The following is a 14,198-nucleotide window of genomic DNA, read 5'->3' on the forward strand; positions in this document are numbered from 1 at the left end:
GATTATTGCTGCTGCGCGTTCAGCTTGGCGACACGGATTTCTTCCAAGTCGGACACGCGGTAGGTGGGACCGTAGACGTAGGAGAATCGACCGTTCGATTTGACTTGGTTGTCTACCTCGCACAATTCCATGTCGGTGTAGGCGGCTGCGGTGCGGATGTCCACATAAATGATCGAGTCGAGCACCCTGCAGTTCCCCAACACCAATGCCGACGAATCGACGCGGTCATGCAACCACTCGGGATTCTGAGCGATCAGCAGCAGTTCATTCATCGAGTTGCAGCGGCGGCGCAAGTACATGTCACCGAACGCGCCGCGGCTTTGGGAATTGATGTCGTGCAGGTCGGCTTCCGCAACGCCGAGGAATGCAGCCCCGACCGGCACGGGGATGATCGGCATAGCATCCATCAGCTTGCGCTTGTCTGCCAGCGGTACATCCCGGAGAGCGAAAATCTGCTGATACACCCGGATCATGCTCAATGTGGTTTTGGAGCGCAATTGGCGATACGCATTTTCGTTCGAAATCTGGACTACCGTGCGGACTTTGGTACGGATTTTCTCCGGGATGGTCGAGTGATCAGCGTCTTTGGCGAGGCTAGCCGTCATGGCGCGCAGTTGCTTGTAGCTGTTCATCGCAGCGGCTTTAACAGCCAAGTTCTGCGACATAATTTGGGATACGGTGTCAATGGTCATATAAAACCTCAAAAAGTGGATGGGTGTCGGGTTACCCGCCGCCGGAGTGCCCACTGGTGGATAAGCAGGTACTGCGGATGGGTGAATAGGCTCAAGAGAGCTGCGATGAGTTGCGAGAATTACAACGGCGTGCCGGCTTGGCGGGCGATGTAAGTTTGGATTTCGTCGTAGTCCCATACCGTAGTGCGGGCACCGATATTGAACGGCTTGGGGAACTTGCCGTCGCGGACCCAGCGCCAGATGGTTGCCGGGCTAACCGGCAGCATGCCGGGCTTAGTGGGCGTAGTCGCGATGTCCGCGATACGAATGACTTTGGTTTGCATTACTTTCTCCTAATGAGTTCATCTTCGCGATGAGATGAGATGACTTTATAGAGAGAATGCTGTGCACTCCATGCTGTAAGCCGGCAGAGTGTACCTGCTGCCGGCAGTGTGTTGGTTTTATTGCAATTTCTTCCTTTTCTTGTACTCGCTGAGCCACTGTCGAGCTGTACGGAAGGAAATCGGTTCTTGCTTTCGAGCCGCTTCGGCCGCCGCGTCCATGCTTTTGAACTGAGTATGATGCTGAGCGTACCAAGCCTCGAGGCGGTTTCTGATTTGTTCGGTCTCTTTATTTTTGGCCTTCGCGCCCATGCGTGCCAAGTTTGCGCGAACCAAGGCATCGGTACCAGAAAAAAGGAGGCCGTCAGCGAATCCCCGGAGGCGCTCCGCGCGCGCGAAATGCCTCAATGCCTCGTCCACAGACTCAGCCTGAAGCGCGTGCACGGCAAAATGTAAACTTGCAAGAATCGTAAGCATCATCAATTTGAAGCCTTCTTCGTGCGTCATTGAATAACCGTCAACCTGAACGCGCACCACTTCATCTTGAAATTTTTTCAGCATTAATCGCCCATTTGCCTCACCATCCAAAAGCTGTTGGAGCACCGAATCGAGCAGTCCAGGGCCAGCAAGGCCGAAACTGAAATTCGCCGCGAACTGGTCGAGTTCGTAAATGAAGTCGAGAATTTCTTGGAACGAATCCTCCGACAGCGACGAAGTCGCGAAGTCGAAATTATGTTGTTTGCGCATGTGCATTGAATTTGTTGTGTCAACGTATAGGTATGGTCGGTTAGCCACGGAGTTGGTCGAGGTAATCCGCCCACCGCTGCATCATCAGCCGACGGGCAGACAGGTGAGCGGTGCGGTTGTACGCCCGCCCGTTCGCATCCTTGACGGTATGCGCCAGCTGATGCTCAATGTAGTCCACGCGCTCTTCCAGTACCTCGTCCAAGATCGTGCGCGCCATGGCACGGAAGCCATGGCCGGTCATGATGTCCTTGCCGAAGCCGAGACCGCGCAAGGCCGCATTGATCGTGTTCTCGCTCATGCAGCGGTCGCCTGTGCGGATACTCGGGAAGACATACTTCCCATGCCCCGTCATCGCGTGCACGGCACGCAGGATGTCGATGGCCTGTTTGGCCAGTGGGACGATGTGATCATTCCGCATCTTCATCTTGTGCCCGGGGATGCGCCACTCGGCGGCGTCCAGATCGATCTCGCTCCATTCCGCGCTGCGCAGCTCACCAGGGCGCACGAAGACCAGCGGCGCCAGCTTGAGCGCGGCAGCAGCATAGGGATGTCCGCTATAGCCATGAATCGCCGTGAGCAGCTTGGCTGCCTCGTGGGGCTCTGTGATCGCCGCGAAGTGGTTTGCCTTGACGGACGCCAGCGCACCTTTGAGGTCGACCGTCACGTCGCGCTCCGCCAGACCGATCGCCACAGCGAAGCGAAATACTTGGCCGCACAGGGATTTGACTCGGTGCGCGGACTCGTTGGCGCCGCGCGCCTCGATCCGTTGGAGCGCGACCAGAACATCGCGAGGCTTAATGGTTGAAATGGGGCGGGAACCGAGGGCAGGGAACAGGTCGTGGGTCAACCAGTTCTGGACCTTCTCCTGGGTGATCGCTGCACGTTCCGGTTTAGTTTTCTCCAGCCACAGTCGTGCCACTGCCTCAAACGTGTGCTGGGCGGCGATCAACTTGGCGTTCTTGGCATCGCGCTTGGCGGCACCGGGATCGATGCCTTCCGCGAGCAGTTCACGCGCTTCCTGACGACGCGCGCGGGCCTTGGCCAAGCTGACGTCCGGGTAGACGCCCAATGCCAAAGTCTTGCGCTTCCCGAGGAAGCGATAGTCAAAGCGCCAGTATTTGCCGGCGGCGTTGACGAGCAAGTACATGCCTTGCCCATCACTATGTTTATCTCCGCCAGGTTTAGTTTGTTTAACCTGTCGGACAAAGGTATCCGTTAAGCTCATGCTCTCTCTCATCGTGACGGTATGTGTTCATCGGTATTCGGAGATACCGCCAAAAATGACGGTATCTACGTGCGATGGGTCGAAGCCTGATGAGATGAAGAGAGACAACAAAAAACCCGCTCTCCTCTGGGAGGATGCGGGTTTTGAGCTGAGATGAGACGGGGTAATTCATGTTCGTGGTGCCTCCGGCCGGAATCGAACCGGCACGCCTTTCGGCGCTTGATTTTGAGTCAAGTGCGTCTACCAATTCCGCCACAGAGGCTGCAAGCGCAGGCGCGCATATTAGCACATGGAATGCAAAACTGACCAGAGTGCGTGCGCTCAGCGGTGGGCGCAGTGGGCGCAGTGAGCGTTCCGGCGTATGATCTCGCCTACCTGAGCAAACGCGCCGTCCGGCTAGGCGGCCTGTACGATGAAGAATAAGAAAATACGCGAGATCATCCTCGGCAAGCCGCTCGACCCCATGAAGAGCGAGACGCGTCACTCGATGGCCCTGGTTGCCTTCCTCGCCTGGGTCGGCCTCGGTGCAGACGGCCTGTCCTCCTCATCGTACGGTCCCGAAGAAACCTTTCGCGCGCTCGGCGTCCACACCCACCTCGGCCTGTACATGGCCGTCGCCACCGCCGTCACGGTCTTCATCATCGCGCTCGCGTATAACCAGGTGATCGAGCTGTTCCCGACCGGGGGCGGCGGCTATCGCGTGGCCACCAAGCTCGTCGGGCCGTATCTCGGCCTCGTGTCCGGCGCCGCCCTGATCCTCGACTACGTGCTGACCATCGCGATCTCGATCGCATCCGGCGTCGATGCGCTCGCGTCGTTCCTGCCGCTCGGCTTCCAGCCTTATAAACTGTGGGCCGAAGCGTTTTTCATCGGCTTGCTGATCGTGATGAACCTGCGCGGGCTGAAGGAGGCGATCCAGATCCTGCTGCCGATCTTCCTCGGCTTCGTCGCCACGCACCTCGTGCTGATCGTGTACGGTATCGTCGCGCATGCGTCGCATCTGCCGCAGCTCGTGCCGGATACCATGGCCGAGACAAGCTCGCTGGCCGGCGAGATCGGCTGGGCCGGCGTGGCCGGCATGCTGCTGCTCGCGTATTCGCAGGGCGGAGGTACCTATACGGGTCTCGAGGCCGTGTCGAACAACGTCAACCTGCTGGCCGAGCCGCGCGTCCGCACGGGCAAGATGACGATGTTCTACATGGCCCTGTCGCTTGCCGTCACGGCCGGCGGCATCATCCTGCTGTACCTGTTGTGGGACGCGCAGCCGACCGCCGGCGAGACGCTGAACGCGACCACCTTCCGCCGCATCATCGCCAACATGGGCCTGGGCGGCGAACTGGTGAACAAGATCCTGCTCGCCGTCGTCCTCGCGTTCGAGGCCGGGCTGCTGTTCGTGGCGGCGAATACCGGCTTCCTCGGTGGGCCGTCCGTGCTGTCGAACATGGCGGGCGATTCCTGGGTGCCCCACCAGTTCCGCTACCTGTCCACGCGCCTCGTCACGCAGAACGGCATCCTCGTGATGGGCATCGCGGCGCTGGCGATCCTGTTCTGGACGCGGGGCCAGGTCACGCTGCTCGTCGTGCTGTATTCGATCTCCGTGTTCCTCACGTTCGCGATCTCGCTGTTCGGCCTGTGCCTGTACTGGTGGCGCCATCGCAAGGACGCACGCTGGGTGCGGCGCTTCCTGCTGTCGCTGACGGGGTTCATCATCTGCGCGGGCATCCTGGCGATCCTGCTCGTCGAACGTTTTACGCAGGGCGGCTGGGCCACGGCCTTGATCATCGCGGCCATCGCGGGCCTGTGCATCTTCATCCGCAACCACTACCGCGAAACGAAGCGCGCCATCCGTTCCGTCGACCGGGTGTTCGCCAACCAGCCGTTCGGCCCGGTGAAGGAAGCCGTCGATCCCGAACCGGACGCGCAGACGGCCGTCTTCATCGTCGGCAACTCGCGCGGCGGCGGTCTGCACGCGCTGCTGTGGGTGCTGCGCATGTTCCCCGGCCACTTCAAGAACTTCCTGTTCGTGAACGCGCGCACGGTCGACGCCCACGCCTACGGCGGCGAGGGCGCGCTCGAGAAGATGCGGATGGATGCGGCGCGGACGCTGGAATACTTCGTCGATTTCTGCCAGAGCCACGGGATGGCGTCGGCGTCGTACATCGGCTTCGGCACGGATGCGGTGGAAGAGGTGACCCGCATGTGCGAGCAGATCAATCACGAGTATCCGAACTCGATCTTCTTCACCAGTAAATTGATTTTCGCATCCGACAACTGGTTCACGCGGCTGCTGCACAACCAGGCGGCGCTGGCGGTGCAGCGCCGCCTGCACCTGGAAGGCTTGCAGATGGTGATCCTGCCGATGAAAGTGTAAAAGCCTTCAGCAACTGAGTTGCCGGCGCAGCACGTGCAACGTGCGCACGGGGCCGGTGACTTCGAGCATGTGGTCACGCACGGTCACCGTGATGTCGGCGTTTTTCCATGCGGGCCAGCGCGCCGCGCGCATGCGGTAGCGCACGGTGCCGGGGCCGCGATCGACCGGCGCATAGCCGAGCTGTTCCATCGCATCGTCCAGCGTGCCGACCAGATGGCAGGCCGCAAAGCGCGTCGTGACCTCGAAGCGGCCGGGAAGCGTGCGCGCGATCGCCGGCAGCACGCCGCCCAGCAGGACCGGCACGACGATGTAGCCGAGCGGCGCCGTCGGATCGACGAGGTGGAAGGCGAACGCCAGCGCGGGCAGGCCCAGCACCATGCTCAGCAGCAGCACCGCCCGGCGCTGCGCCGGCGCGAGAGAGGTGGGGCGGTGCGGTCCCTTCCGGACGCGCTCGATCTCGGAGAATGTCACGCTTTTCATGTCGAACTCCTTTTGTTGAACGACGGCTGGGACCGCTACAACTCCATTTTGATCAAGCGCCCCCATGGTGGATTGACTTCCCTCAAATGAGCTTTTTCCGAGAAGAATTTTTCTGGAACGAAAGATTTCTAGGTGGAAAATTCTTTTCTGTCTAGAAATGATGGGAATTTGTGCGAGATCTAACGGTTAGTCAGGCTTTCGAAACTTAAGCTGTTCGGACGGATCGGTGTAAAGACACCTGCTCCTGGATAGCGAGTCCGATTAATCTCTCAACGGAACTATCATGAAACTCAAATCTCTCGTTCTGGCCATGGTCGCGGGGGCGGCCCTGATGGCGCAAGGCGCGGGGGCGGCGACGGTCAACCGCACGGCCCCGGTCGTCATGGCGGACGATGGCCTGGGCGGCTTCAACGCGCATTTCGGCGATACGTTCGCGCAATCGACCACCGGCAGCACCTTCACCGACATCTTCACGTTCGACGTCGGCACGCCGTTCGATGCGGCCGCCTCGCTGACGTCGTCCTACCTGGACACGCCGCAGACGAAGGACCTCCTGATCACGGGCCTTTCCCTGTACCGCTACGATCCGGTCACGAAGGCCGTGCTGGGGACCGCCATCGCGGGCATCGATCTGACGGGTTCGGGCGCCGATGCGCCGGATTCCTGGGCACTCTCCGGCTTTGGAATGACGAGCGGTTCCTACGCGATCCAGGTGAATGGCGAGGTGCGGGGCGTCGGCGGTGGGGCATTCGGGGCCGATCTGACGATCTCGCCGGTGCCGGAGCCGCAGACCTGGGGGATGCTGGTGGCCGGCCTGGGTGTGTTGACGACGCTGGCATGGCGCCGGCGCCAGCCCGCGCGGGTGCGCGCGGGCGTGCGGCGCATCCCGCGCCGCTGAGCGCTCAGCGTACGCGCCGGTACAGGCGGAAGCGTTCGTCGCGGTCGGACGGGCGGCGGCCTTCCCACAGCAGCGTCCAGTCGCGGCCGTGGAACGGCAGCGCCGCACCGCCGCGCACGAGCGCGCCGTTCTGCATCGGACCGGACTGGGCGGGCACCTTCTGGCCGACGCTGTCCTGCAGCAGCATGTAGCTGCACGCGCCGCCGTCGACGGGGGCGAACGGCAGGTGGCCGAAGTAGGCGAACGAAGCACGCTGGGGTGCGCCGACGTTCGTGTCGATGCAGTCGGCGCCGGCCGGCAGGCGCGCGGCGATCTGCTGGGCCACGCTGGCGTAGCTCTTGCCGTAGTTCAGGTCCGGCAGGAACAGCGTCATCAGCAGGACCCACAACAGGATCAGGCCGCCCGACGACAGCACCACGGCGCGCCACAGCACCGACGGCTGGCGCGACAGGCGCCAGTGCACGAGGAAGATCCAGCCGACCGTCGCCGCGGCCGCGACGAGGAAGGCGACGATGCCGAATTCCGGCTTGAAGCCCGGGACCAGCTTGAGGGCGTTCCTGGCCAGCTGCGCGGGCCAGCCCGTCAGCTTGGCGATCCAGAACAGCCAGACCATCCCGCCCAGCAGGGTCAGCACCATCACCGAGAACCAGTCGATCGCATTGATCGCGCCGCGCTTCATCGTCGGCAGGCCGAACGCGGCCATCAGCGCCATCGGCGGCAGCAGCTTCAGCAGGTCGCCGCTTTCCGGGATCGGGTCGCACAGGATCACGAGCGTCAGCACGCCCACGAAGAAGGTCGGCAGGATGATGTGCAGCAGCCCGTGCTGCCGGCGCCAGGCCCAGGCGGCCCAGGCGGCGAACGGCCACGCCGGCCAGAAATACCAGATGCCGACGCGGAAGAACGCCTTGATCGCATGCCAGCCCGGCACGCTCAACTGCTCGGCATTCCAGGCCAGCCAGCCGCCGACGGGCGACAGGCCGTACGGATGCGCCAGCGTGGCCGGGATGGCCCACACGAGCGTGATGAGCAGCGCGGTGCCTGCAGCCTGGCCGAGATGGCGCAGCAGGGACGCCGACGGCAGCTTGAGGAAGCGGATGCACAGGTAGAGGGCGGCCAGCAGGGCCAGCGGCGGCGCGAAGCCGCGCGTCAAGGTGAGCAGGCCCAGCGCTACGCCGACCTGTACGGCGTTGCGCGGCGTGCTGTCCTCGATGTAGCGCACCGAGCGGAACAGGAACCAGGACAGCAACGCGCCCTGCAGGGTGACGGCCAGCGTCTCGTGGCTGTGCAGCAGCAGGCCCAGGCAGCCGAGGTAAATCAGGACGGCCGTGTCGGCCAGCGTGCGGCCGTAATCGTCCGGCTCGGGCTGGCCGCCGAAGGCCAGGCGCAGCGGTTGCGCTTCCGACCGCCGGCCCAGGTGGAATGCCGTGTGCCACAGCGATACCGTGCCCAGCACGAAAATGCCGATGGTCGAGATGCGCGCCCCGAGCACGTCGCCCACGAGCCAGCCGAACAGCTTGATGCACAGCGCCCCGAGCCAGAACGCCAGCGGCCCTTCCTCGGGTGCGGGCAGGCCGGCGATGTGCGGCATCAGCCAGTCCTGGATGCCGCCGTGCGCCATCGTCCACATGATGCCGAAACTGGCGGCGTCATCCTTCCACGGATCGCGCCCGATCAGGCCCGGCAGGATGTACAACAGGCCGAGTGCGTACAAAGCCCAGCGTGGCAGCGCGAGGGTGGCGGCGGCGGGTAGGCGGACGGGTTTCATCGATAGGGCGCGAAGTAATGCAATAAATTAATGTCGCGTAGTATAAGGGGACCGTGGCAAAGCGTCGCGGTGGCATTGCTACGAGGCGTAACGCAGGGTGGCGACGACGAAAAAAAAGGAAGCCCCGGGGCTTCCTTCTTGGAAGCCCGAAGGCTTCCCGGATGTTCGCTCGTCGGGGACTTAGCCGTTGGCGACGCTGGTCTTCGAACCGACCGAGCCGAACTTCTGGCGGAATTTTTCAACGCGGCCAGCGGTGTCGACGATCTTGTGCTTGCCGGTAAAGAACGGGTGCGATTCAGCGGACACCTCGATCTTGACCAGCGGGTAGTCTTTACCTTCGAAATTGATGGTTTCGCGGGTCGAGATGGTCGAGCGGGTGATGAATTTGAAATCGCAGGAGAGGTCGTGGAACACGACTTCGCGGTAATCCGGATGGATATCGGTCTTCATGGTTTTGCCTTGGTTTAAGTTGGTAGCCAAACGGCACTTCGTCGGTCGACCTGCTTCTTGACCCGATTGCCGATCACTTGCCAGGGTTGGATACGGAACCGGCGATTATAAGCCAGCCGTGCTCCCAAGGCAACCGGCGCCTTGCGGATGCCGCTCAGGCGGCGTGCAGGCGCGACATCATGGTGAGGATCATGCCGCCGAAACCGATGACCATCGTGATGGCGGTTGCCGCCATCCACTTGCTCAGGTGAGCCGATTCGCCATGGATGTCGGCCTTGAGTTCGGCCTTCAGTTCCGACAGGTCTGCTTTGTTGGGTAACATGGTCAGCGTGGTGTCGAAGCGGGTTTCGAGAACCGTCAGCCGGCGGTCGAGCAGCACATCCTTGTTGTGCGCCGGGACGTCGCGTAGTTCGTTGAACATCATCTTGGCCTCCTTGGTTGTCTTGGTGCGGATTTTCCGCGCCTGGACACCCTTGGGCTTGACCTAGATGAATCGTAGCGCATAAAACAAAAAAGGCGAGTACGACTCGCCTTTTTCGTTCGATGCCAGGGCTGGAGGATCAGCCGCCGCGACGCATCAGGTCGAAGAATTCGACGTTGTTCTTGGTCGCGCGCATCTTGTCGAGGATGAACTCCATCGCCTCGATCTCGTCCATCGAGTACAGCAGCTTACGCAGGATCCAGATCTTCTGCAGCTGGTCCGGCTTGATCAGCAGTTCTTCGCGGCGGGTACCCGACTTGTTCAGGTTGATCGCCGGGTAGACGCGCTTCTCGGCCAGGCGGCGCTCGAGGTGGACTTCCATGTTGCCGGTGCCCTTGAATTCCTCGTAGATCACGTCGTCCATGCGCGAGCCGGTCTCGATCAGCGCGGTCGCGACGATGGTCAGCGAGCCGCCTTCCTCGACGTTGCGGGCGGCGCCGAAGAAACGCTTCGGACGCTGCAGCGCGTTGGCGTCGACACCACCGGTCAGCACCTTGCCCGAGGCCGGGATCACGGTGTTGTAGGCGCGTGCCAGGCGGGTGATCGAGTCCAGCAGGATCACGACGTCCTTCTTCATCTCGACGAGGCGCTTGGCCTTCTCCAGCACCATTTCCGCGACTTGCACGTGGCGGGTGGCCGGTTCGTCGAAGGTCGAGGCGACGACTTCGCCGCGCACCGAGCGCTGCATCTCCGTCACTTCCTCGGGACGTTCGTCGATCAGCAGGACGATCAGCGTGCAGTCCGGGTGGTTGGCGGTGATCGCGTGGGCGATGTGCTGCAGCATCACCGACTTGCCCGACTTCGGCGAGGCGACCAGCAGGCCGCGCTGGCCCTTGCCGATCGGCGAGATCAGGTCGACGATGCGGCCGGTGATGTTTTCCGCGCCGTTCATGTCGCGCTCGAGGCGCAGCGGCTCGTTCGGATGCAGCGGCGTCAGGTTTTCGAACAGGATGCGGTGCTTCGAGGCTTCCGGCGATTCGCCGTTGACCTTGTCCACCTTCACCAGTGCGAAGTAGCGCTCGCCATCCTTCGGCGTGCGGACCTCGCCTTCGATCGAGTCACCCGTATGCAGGTTGAAACGGCGGATCTGCGATGGCGAGATGTAGATGTCGTCGGTGGAAGCCATGTAGCTCGCATCCGGCGATCGCAGGAAACCGAACCCGTCCGGCAACACTTCGAGCGCACCGTCGCCGAAAATCTGTTCGCCTTGTTTCGCGCGCTTCTTGAGAATCGCGAACATCAGTTCTTGTTTGCGCAGGCGGGCTGCGTTGTCGATATCCAGGCTGATCGCCATCTCCAGAAGGGCGGAGACGTGCATTGCCTTCAGTTCAGATAAGTGCATGTGTCGGGTGTCCCGTGACGGGAAAGTAAAGGTAGGGGAGGGAACTGCGTGGGTTAATCAAAGGGATAGGATCGGAATCGATCGTCTACCCGGGCCGGAACAGGCGGCAGTGCGGGCGCGCTGCCGCCACCTAATGGTATCAGATGTTGCTATCGATGAAAGCAGTCAGTTGGCCTTTTGCCATCGCGCCGACTTTCTGGGCGGCTGCGACACCGTTCTTGAACAGGATCAGCGTCGGGATGCCGCGGATGCCGAACTTGGCCGGAACGGCCTGGTTGGCGTCGACGTCCATCTTCGCGATCAGCAGCTTGCCGTCGTATTCTTTCGCGACTTCTTCCAGGATCGGGGCAATCATCTTGCAGGGGCCGCACCACTCGGCCCAGAAGTCGACCAGGACCGGGCGCTCGGACTTGAGCACGTCGGTTTCGAAAGATGCATCGCTGATGTGTTTGATGTTTTCGCTCATGTTTTCCTCAAGAGAGGTAGGTCAATTAACGCCTGCAGGTCTTTCGGACTCTCGTCGATCCTGCTCGGTAGTGTCAGCCGGTTCCCGTACTTGTCAGACTGGCTTGCTGCACAAAGGTGGTGCCAATGTGTGCAATATTCAATAGTGGAAGAGCTGCAAGAGGATGTCAGGCGGGGTTTAATCGGAATAATAACCGATTTTTTTGGAACGTGTTCGTGAGCTTTGTACAAAATCTCAACATGCTCAAGGTTCCTGATTGACCTCACCAATTATCACATTAAATCAGCCGACGCTGCCTGTGAATTTATATAAATGGCCTGGGTGCCACATCGTCACGACGGAGGCCACCCGCCCGCCCGACGTCGTGCGGCGCTTCAGCACGAGGCACGACGTGCCGGGCGCGATGCCGAGCATTTCCGCCACCTCGCGCGGCGCCGGCAGCGCTTCGATGCTGTAGGTGGCGCCCTGCAGCGGCGCGGCTTCCATCAGGTGTTCGTTGGGCGTGATGCGCGCGAAGTCCTGTTCCAGGTAGGCAGGCGCGCAGGCCGGATTGACCCAGCGGTCCTCGACCTGGATCGGCTGCCCGTTCTCGTCGTGTACGATCAGCGAATGGAACAGCGGCGTGCCGGGCTCCAGTTCGAACTGGCGCGCCAGCGCCTCGCCCGCCGGGCTTTGTTCCAGCAGGCGCGGATGGCTCGCGTGCACGTGGCCGCGTGCGCGCACCTCGTCGGCGATATTGCGGATCTCGACCAGCGTCGCCTGGTACTTCTGCGGCGCGACATAGGTGCCCGAACCCTGACGGCGCGTGAGCACCTGTTCCGCGGTCAGCTCGCGCACGGCGCGGTTGACGGTCATGCGCGAGACGCCGAACTGGCGCACGAGCGCCTGCTCGGACGGCACCAGGTCGCCTTCCTTCCAGCGGCCCGACGCGATCTCGCCGAGCAGATAATCCTTGATACGCTGGAAAATGGGCGTGCTGTCTTGCGCGATCTGTTCGTCCAAACTACTCTCCGGAATCTGGTCACCTCGTCGGGGAGGCGACATTCTAGCATCGCGAATTCGAAAGCAAGACCCGAAGTGTTTGCCGGCACGCCGGCGCTTACGATGGGGCCATCGAGAATCTGGAGACCGAGATGAACACCGCCACCATCCCTCAATCCGCTGCCGCCTGGCTCACCGACGACGAGCGCTGGGCCGCCGTGGTCGCCCGTGCACGCGAGGCCGACGGCCAGTTTTATTATTCCGTGCGCAGCACCGGCGTGTACTGCCGGCCCTCGTGCCCGTCGCGCACGCCGCGCCGTGCCAACGTCGCTTTCCACGCGACGCCGCACGATGCCGAGGCGGCGGGTTTTCGCGCCTGCCTGCGCTGCCGCCCGGACGCGCCGCCGTTGGTCGAGCGCCAGGCCGAGGCCGTGGCGAAGGCCTGTCGCCTGATCGAGGCCGCCGAGGAAGAACCGGACCTCGCCAGCCTGGCCGAAGCCTGCGGCATGAGCCGCTTCCACTTCCACCGCATCTTCAAGGCGCACACGGGGATCACGCCGAAGGCCTATGCGGCGGCGCGCCGGGCCGAGCGTCTGAAGCAGGGCCTCGCGCAGGCCGGCACCGTCACCGCGGCCGCCTACGACGCCGGCTTCAATTCGAGCGGCCGGTTCTATGCCGCGTCGTCCGGCGTACTGGGCATGACGCCGAAGCGTTATCGTGCGGGCGGTGGCGGGGAAGCCATCCGCTTCGCCGTGGCGCAGTGCTCGCTGGGCGCGCTGCTCATCGCCGCGACCGACAAGGGTATCTGCTGCATCCTGCTGGGCGACGATCCCGACGCACTCGTGCGCGACCTGCAGGACCGCTTCCCGAAGGCCGACCTGATCGGCGCCGAGCCCGGCTTCGAACGCACGGTGGCGCAGGTCGTTGCCTTCGTCGAGGCGCCGCGCCTCGGGCTCGACTTGCCGCTCGACGTGCGCGGCACCGCGTTCCAGCAGCGCGTGTGGCAGGCGCTGCGGCAGATTCCGGCCGGGCAGACGGTTGGCTACGCCGAGCTGGCCGCGCGCCTTGGCATGCCGCAGGGCGCGCGCGCCATCGCCGGGGCCTGCGCCGCCAATCCGGTGGCGGTGGCGATTCCCTGCCACCGTGTCGTGCGCAACGACGGCTCGATCTCCGGCTACCGCTGGGGTGTCGAACGCAAGCACGCGCTGCTCCAGCGCGAGGCCAGCCAGGCTGCCGCCTCCAACGAGGTGGAGGCATGACGGGCATCGACTGGGATCGCGTCGGCGACGATCTGGACACGTCCGGTTGCGCCGTGCTGCCGTCCCTGCTGGATCCGGACCAGTGCGCGGCGTATGCCGCCGGCTATGGAGACGATGCGCTATTCCGCAGCCGCGTCGTGATGGAACGGCACGGCTTCGGGCGGGGAGAATATCGCTATTACGCGTACCCGCTGCCGCCTGGCCTGTCGGACCTGCGCACGGCGCTGTATCCGCCGCTGGCGCGCATCGCCAACCGCTGGCAAGCGGCGCTCGGTCTGGAGGAACGCTACCCGGACGCCCACGCCGACTATCTGGCGCGCTGCCACGCGGCCGGCCAGTTGCGGCCGACGCCCCTGCTGCTGCAATACGGTCCGGGCGACTACAACTGCCTGCACCAGGACCTGTACGGCGAGTTTGTCTTCCCGCTGCAGGTGGCCGTGCTGCTGTCGCGTCCCGGCGTGGATTTCGGCGGCGGCGAATTCGTCCTGACGGAACAGCGCCCGCGCATGCAGTCACGCGTCGAAGTGGTGCCGCTGGGGCAGGGCGACGCCGTCGTCTTCCCGGTACACACCCGCCCCGTCAACGGCACGCGCGGCATCTACCGCGTCAACATGCGCCACGGCGTGAGCCGCGTGCGCAGCGGGCACCGGCATACGCTCGGGATCATCTTCCACGACGCCAGCTGAGAACCGGGGTCAGAGCCCGATTTTTGGCAATTGCT

15 protein-coding genes and 1 tRNA gene are annotated in these 14,198 nt (G+C 63.0%); 4 read left to right on the forward strand and 12 right to left on the reverse strand.

Annotation, left to right across the window (positions count from 1 at the left end):
* Window positions 1-2 precede the first annotated feature (2 nt).
* From P0M04_RS12100 to P0M04_RS12120, 5 genes are all read right to left on the reverse strand, one after another.
* Entirely contained in the window at window positions 3-692 is a 690-nt protein-coding gene (locus tag P0M04_RS12100) for a hypothetical protein (RefSeq protein ID WP_259450716.1), read from the reverse strand.
* 119 nt (window positions 693-811) lie between these two features.
* Entirely contained in the window at window positions 812-1,015 is a 204-nt protein-coding gene (locus P0M04_RS12105) for a helix-turn-helix transcriptional regulator (RefSeq protein WP_259450717.1), read from the reverse strand.
* 117 nt (window positions 1,016-1,132) lie between these two features.
* Window positions 1,133-1,759, reverse strand: a complete 627-nt coding sequence (locus tag P0M04_RS12110) for a hypothetical protein (RefSeq protein ID WP_259450718.1) — start codon at window positions 1,757-1,759, stop codon at window positions 1,133-1,135.
* 40 nt (window positions 1,760-1,799) lie between these two features.
* Window positions 1,800-2,984, reverse strand: a complete 1,185-nt coding sequence (locus P0M04_RS12115) for a tyrosine-type recombinase/integrase (RefSeq protein ID WP_259450719.1) — start codon at window positions 2,982-2,984, stop codon at window positions 1,800-1,802.
* Window positions 2,985-3,161: 177 nt separating this feature from the next.
* Window positions 3,162-3,246 (reverse strand) — tRNA-Leu (locus P0M04_RS12120).
* A gap of 150 nt (window positions 3,247-3,396) precedes the next feature.
* Here P0M04_RS12120 and P0M04_RS12125 point away from each other — a divergent pair.
* Window positions 3,397-5,355 (forward strand): APC family permease, encoded by a 1,959-nt coding sequence (locus P0M04_RS12125; protein ID WP_259450720.1) that lies wholly within the window; start codon window positions 3,397-3,399, stop codon window positions 5,353-5,355.
* A gap of 6 nt (window positions 5,356-5,361) precedes the next feature.
* On the opposite strand, the gene P0M04_RS12130 is transcribed toward P0M04_RS12125, so the two are convergent.
* A complete protein-coding gene (locus tag P0M04_RS12130) occupies window positions 5,362-5,835 on the reverse strand; it encodes a hypothetical protein (protein ID WP_259450721.1) in 474 nt (157 codons plus the stop codon).
* Window positions 5,836-6,118: 283 nt separating this feature from the next.
* Between P0M04_RS12130 and P0M04_RS12135 the strand changes: the two genes are divergently transcribed.
* Window positions 6,119-6,733, forward strand: coding sequence for an FxDxF family PEP-CTERM protein (locus tag P0M04_RS12135; protein ID WP_259450722.1), 615 nt, complete (start codon window positions 6,119-6,121; stop codon window positions 6,731-6,733).
* Window positions 6,734-6,737: 4 nt separating this feature from the next.
* Here the strand turns inward: P0M04_RS12135 and P0M04_RS12140 are convergent, their stop codons facing one another.
* The 6 genes from P0M04_RS12140 to hutC form a co-directional block, all read right to left on the reverse strand.
* The gene (locus tag P0M04_RS12140) at window positions 6,738-8,498 is read right to left on the reverse strand and encodes an ArnT family glycosyltransferase (RefSeq protein WP_259450723.1); all 1,761 of its coding nucleotides are present in this window, start codon (window positions 8,496-8,498) and stop codon (window positions 6,738-6,740) included.
* 180 nt (window positions 8,499-8,678) lie between these two features.
* Complete coding sequence (locus P0M04_RS12145) at window positions 8,679-8,948, reverse strand: type B 50S ribosomal protein L31 (RefSeq protein ID WP_056124537.1); 270 nt, start codon at window positions 8,946-8,948, stop codon at window positions 8,679-8,681.
* 154 nt (window positions 8,949-9,102) lie between these two features.
* Window positions 9,103-9,372: a hypothetical protein gene (locus P0M04_RS12150; protein WP_259450724.1), complete on the reverse strand. Its 270-nt coding sequence runs from the start codon at window positions 9,370-9,372 to the stop codon at window positions 9,103-9,105.
* 136 nt (window positions 9,373-9,508) lie between these two features.
* Entirely contained in the window at window positions 9,509-10,771 is a 1,263-nt protein-coding gene (gene rho, locus P0M04_RS12155) for a transcription termination factor Rho (RefSeq protein ID WP_036236120.1), read from the reverse strand.
* Window positions 10,772-10,910: 139 nt separating this feature from the next.
* Window positions 10,911-11,237 (reverse strand): thioredoxin TrxA, encoded by a 327-nt coding sequence (gene trxA / locus P0M04_RS12160; RefSeq protein WP_036236119.1) that lies wholly within the window; start codon window positions 11,235-11,237, stop codon window positions 10,911-10,913.
* Window positions 11,238-11,519: 282 nt separating this feature from the next.
* Window positions 11,520-12,239: a histidine utilization transcriptional repressor HutC gene (gene hutC / locus P0M04_RS12165; RefSeq protein WP_259450725.1), complete on the reverse strand. Its 720-nt coding sequence runs from the start codon at window positions 12,237-12,239 to the stop codon at window positions 11,520-11,522.
* 131 nt (window positions 12,240-12,370) lie between these two features.
* Here hutC and ada point away from each other — a divergent pair, with 131 nt between their 5' ends.
* Window positions 12,371-13,477: a bifunctional DNA-binding transcriptional regulator/O6-methylguanine-DNA methyltransferase Ada gene (ada, locus tag P0M04_RS12170; protein ID WP_259450726.1), complete on the forward strand. Its 1,107-nt coding sequence runs from the start codon at window positions 12,371-12,373 to the stop codon at window positions 13,475-13,477.
* Window positions 13,474-14,163 carry a 2OG-Fe(II) oxygenase gene (locus tag P0M04_RS12175; protein ID WP_259450727.1) on the forward strand — a complete coding sequence of 230 codons (690 nt, stop codon included), beginning with the start codon at window positions 13,474-13,476 and terminating at the stop codon, window positions 14,161-14,163. The genes ada and P0M04_RS12175 overlap by 4 nt, the downstream gene beginning before the upstream one ends.
* Window positions 14,164-14,198 lie beyond the last annotated feature (35 nt).

This window comes from Telluria mixta (genome assembly GCF_029223865.1).
GTDB lineage: Bacteria > Pseudomonadota > Gammaproteobacteria > Burkholderiales > Burkholderiaceae_D > Telluria > Telluria mixta.